3 protein-coding genes are annotated in these 3867 nt (G+C 46.8%); all 3 read right to left on the bottom strand.

What is annotated here, in order from left to right; all coding sequences use genetic code 11:
* Window positions 1-139 precede the first annotated feature (139 nt).
* Window positions 140-1249 (bottom strand): leucine-rich repeat protein, encoded by a 1110-nt coding sequence (locus tag RUMCAL_RS06325; protein WP_040647307.1) that lies wholly within the window; start codon window positions 1247-1249, stop codon window positions 140-142.
* A 1-nt stretch (window position 1250) separates the two neighbouring features.
* Window positions 1251-2651: a DNA repair protein RadA gene (gene radA, locus RUMCAL_RS06320; RefSeq protein ID WP_021681840.1), complete on the bottom strand. Its 1401-nt coding sequence runs from the start codon at window positions 2649-2651 to the stop codon at window positions 1251-1253.
* Window positions 2652-2805: 154 nt separating this feature from the next.
* Window positions 2806-3747: a hypothetical protein gene (locus tag RUMCAL_RS06315; RefSeq protein WP_040647306.1), complete on the bottom strand. Its 942-nt coding sequence runs from the start codon at window positions 3745-3747 to the stop codon at window positions 2806-2808.
* Window positions 3748-3867: the final 120 nt, after the last annotated feature.

Genomic DNA, 3867 nt, shown 5'->3' with positions numbered 1-3867 from the left:
ATCTGTCGCACAATCTTTGTGCGGTATTGCCTAACAAACCACATACAAAAAGCCGTATCGGTAATTCCATTCCGATACGGCTTTTTTCTGTCCGTTCAAAAATTCATGATTGTAAAGCGGTCTGCGTGTTGTTCTTCTGTTACGCCACCAGCATCTCCCACGTGGTGGGAATCCCCGCACTGTTCCGTGCAATATACAACAGCACATAGAACACGTCCGTAGAATCGACTGCACCGCTGCCGTCAATGTCCGCCGCTTTTTCCTGTGCCGGTGTCCAGCCGGAATCCATGCCCACTGCATTCTGTGCAACGCCCAGCAGGATGTAAAACACGTCCGTAGAATCCACGCTTCCGTTGTTGTCCAAGTCGGCAAGAAGCAGTTCTTCAAGGATACTATTATAATGTATTGTCGCCTGCTCCAGCAGTTCATTCCCTGATTCGATCTGGACATTGCTCCACTCGTCTTCCGACATGACAGTGTACACTGCCGACAGTTTCGTACAGTCGGAAAAGGCAGATTCCCCGATTTTTGCCAGATTGCCCTGTACTGTCAGCGTTTCCAGACCAGAACACTGCCAGAAAGCACCCCAATCAATTTTCGTCACACTTGCCGGCAGCATGATCTTCTGCAAATTTCCGCAGTTGTAAAAGGCAAAGTTCCCGATTTCCGTCACACCGTCCGGCACTTCTACCGCTGTACCAGAGCACGTTGTCGCGTCAATCAAAATATGGTTCACCTGTACCAGTGGATTCTCCGTCTGCTGATTTTTCAGCCACGCCGTATCGCAAAACGCATCTAATCCGATTTTCTGTAAGGTCACCGGAATTTCCAATTCCGCCAGCAAGCCACAGGAACGAAAGCAATTATCTCCTACAGCAGCCAGATTTTTCGGCAGCGTCACATGCTGTAACTTATGACAACTCCAAAACGCATTCTTTCCGATCGTCTGTACCGTGTCCGGTATCTCCACACTGGTCAAATTTTCACAAAATTGAAACGCATCTTCTGCAATTTCCGTCACTGGTTTTCCGGCAATTTTTTCCGGTATTACCACTTTTTCCGCCGTTTCCTCACATTTCGTGATAACTGCCCCGTCAGATTCCAAGATATACGTCAACGCCCCAACAGTTCCCGTTTCCTCTGCTGCCGCTGCCGAAAATGCCGGCAGAAGCGGCTGCACCTGCGGCATACTGATAACACAGAGCATTCCGGCAAGCACTGCTGCCAGCGGTTTTTTCCAAATTTTCATGTCATTCTCCTTGTCCTGTTGTTTCTCTCGCATCTTTCTCCAGCACCGAAAACGCCTGCCGGAGATTCCGCACGCCGGCAATGCGAATCTGATAGGAGCCGCCTTTCAGTTCGTGCAGGCACTGATGCGGCACAATGCACCGCGTAAAGCCCATGCGTTCCGCCTCCTGCACCCGCCGCCGAATGTGGGAAATGCCACGCACTTCGCCGCCCAGTCCAACTTCGCCAAAGGCAACCGTCCGTTCCGAGATCGGCTTGTCCACCAGCGAGGAGTACAGACACAGTGCCACCGCCAAGTCCCCTGCCGGTTCGTCCAGCTGGAATCCGCCGACTACATTCAGGTACACGTCCAGCGTTCCGAAAAACATGCCCAGATGTTTTTCCAGTACCGCGATCAGGATCACCATGCGGCTATAGTCAAACCCCTGCGTCTGCCGCCGCGGTGCAGAAAAGCCGCTTTTGGTGGCAAGCACCTGAATTTCCGCCAGAATCGGACGGGAGCCCTCCATCATACAGGTAACACAGGTGCCGGAAACGCCGTGAGGTCTGCCGTCCAGCAGCATTGCCGAAGGGTTGGGCACTTCGTGCAGTCCGCTGTCCTGCATCTCGAACACGCCGATCTCATTGGTAGAACCATACCGGTTTTTCACAGCACGCAGCAGCCGGTAGGACAGGTTCCGTTCTCCCTCGAAATACAGCACGGTGTCCACAATATGTTCCATGACCTTCGGACCGGCAATGGCTCCGTCCTTGTTGACATGCCCCACGATCCACACCGGAATGTCCAGCTGTTTCGCCGTGTGCATAAACAGGTTGGTGCACTCCCGCACCTGTGTCAGGCTGCCGGCACTGGAGGAAATTTCCTCCATTCGCATGGTCTGAATGGAGTCGATAATGACAATATCGGGGCGGCTGGCGGAAATGGTGTCGCAGATGCTCTGGGCATCGGTGACTGTCAGCAGAAACAGATTTTTCGTTGTCACGCCCAGACGCTCCGCCCGCAGCTTGATCTGTTTGGCGGATTCCTCACCGGAAACATACAGCACAGTGTGTTCCTTTCCGAAGTACTGGCAGATTTGCAGCAGCAGTGTACTTTTTCCGATACCCGGCTCGCCGCCCAGCAGCACAATGGAGCCACGCACCAGTCCGCCGCCCAGCACGCGATCCAGTTCGCCTACGCCGGTATGATAACGGACATCAGCTGTGGTGTCCACTTCTTCCAGTTCCTGTATTTTATCCGACAAGTCCACCGGTTTCCGGCGGTTGTTGCCCACCGCCTGTGTGGGCAGCGGGACATCTTCTTCCAACGTGTTCCACGAGCCGCAGGAGGGACACTTGCCGTTCCACTTGGCACTTTCGTAGCCGCATGCTGTGCAGCGGTATATGATTTTAGGCTTTGCCATAGAGGTTCTCCTTTTTGTTGTGTTATTTGTATTATACCATGATGCGGATACAAGTGCAAGAGGATAAAAAATAAAGACCTTAACTTGCATGGTACAAGCCAAAGTCTTTTAAGAAACAAATTAAGGTTGCCGTTCCTATTATTGTTCTGTATTCTTATTTCTTGTGAAATAAAACACTGAAAACAATTCCCATAACGCCAACTCCCATCACGCAACCAAAAATTTTCATTGCAAGTGTGTAGAAGAAAAGACATTCTGAAATTGGAAGTATAAAATACAATGCTCCTGAAATCAACAAACCAAGTGCAGACAGAACAATAACTGCCAACCAAACAGAATGCGACACACGATAAATAAAAGCAGTAAACCAAACAAGAAAACTGATAAAACATACAAAAAGAAACATCGTGCCACACAGTAACAGGAAGTTTCGAATATCTTCTTCTGGCATACCAAAAATTTTTGAGCACAAATAAAGTTGAAACGCCCAATAGGATACCATTGATACGATAGACAAAATGCCTGCACTCAACATTATTTTTAAAGTTACTTTTATATGAGTATTTATAAATATCGCAAGTATAAACATCAAAGCCGTCAACACAAAAAATACCATTGCAATAAGACTAAACTCTTTTATGACTATTCCAATTACTCGAAATATAATAGTACCAATTATAAAAACAAGCCCTAATTTCAAAAATGGAGATCGAATAATATCCGCGGGAATACGGAATATTTTCAATATCAGCCACACCAGCATAATGAAAATTGTTGCTGTAAAAGAAAGGAGAGCCAGACCGGCAGAGATACTGTTGACACAAAATGAAAAGAGGTCATTCTTTCCTAAAATATAAAAGATAATACGCATTACAAATTGTATTGCAGCAGAAATCAAAAGTGCCAGCGACAATTTTAACAAAAAATTTGCTCCGTTTGTTTCAATATTTGAAATCACAGAAATAGAAAAAACAATACAACATAGTATCGAAAACGCTTCCGAAAGCAGTAAAACTGGCGGAATAAAAATTCCGACAATGCAGAATACAAGAATTCCCACAATTGAAAAAATAGATAATTTTAAGGTGCTTGACATTTGAAATCCTCCCATAGTTCATTTCACCCCAAACCACATAAAAGCAATCTGCTTTTATTTTGGAAATTTGTTGGAGATTCGATTTCCACGAAAAATTATATCAAAAAAAAAAAAAAAAAA

The sequence above is a fragment of the Ruminococcus callidus ATCC 27760 genome, from assembly GCF_000468015.1.
Taxonomy (GTDB): Bacteria; Bacillota; Clostridia; order Oscillospirales; family Ruminococcaceae; genus Ruminococcus_C; species Ruminococcus_C callidus.
Note: the sequence above shows the minus strand (reverse complement) of the source record. Positions and strands in the feature narration are given on the sequence as shown.

What these genes read in the sequence shown, in the direction of transcription:
- RUMCAL_RS06315 (WP_040647306.1), bottom strand. Translation starts at nt 3,747, where the DNA reads ATGTCAAGCACCTTAAAATTATCTATTTTTTCAATTGTGGGAATTCTT.
- RUMCAL_RS06325 (WP_040647307.1), bottom strand. Translation starts at nt 1,249, where the DNA reads ATGAAAATTTGGAAAAAACCGCTGGCAGCAGTGCTTGCCGGAATGCTC.
- radA (WP_021681840.1), bottom strand. Translation starts at nt 2,651, where the DNA reads ATGGCAAAGCCTAAAATCATATACCGCTGCACAGCATGCGGCTACGAA.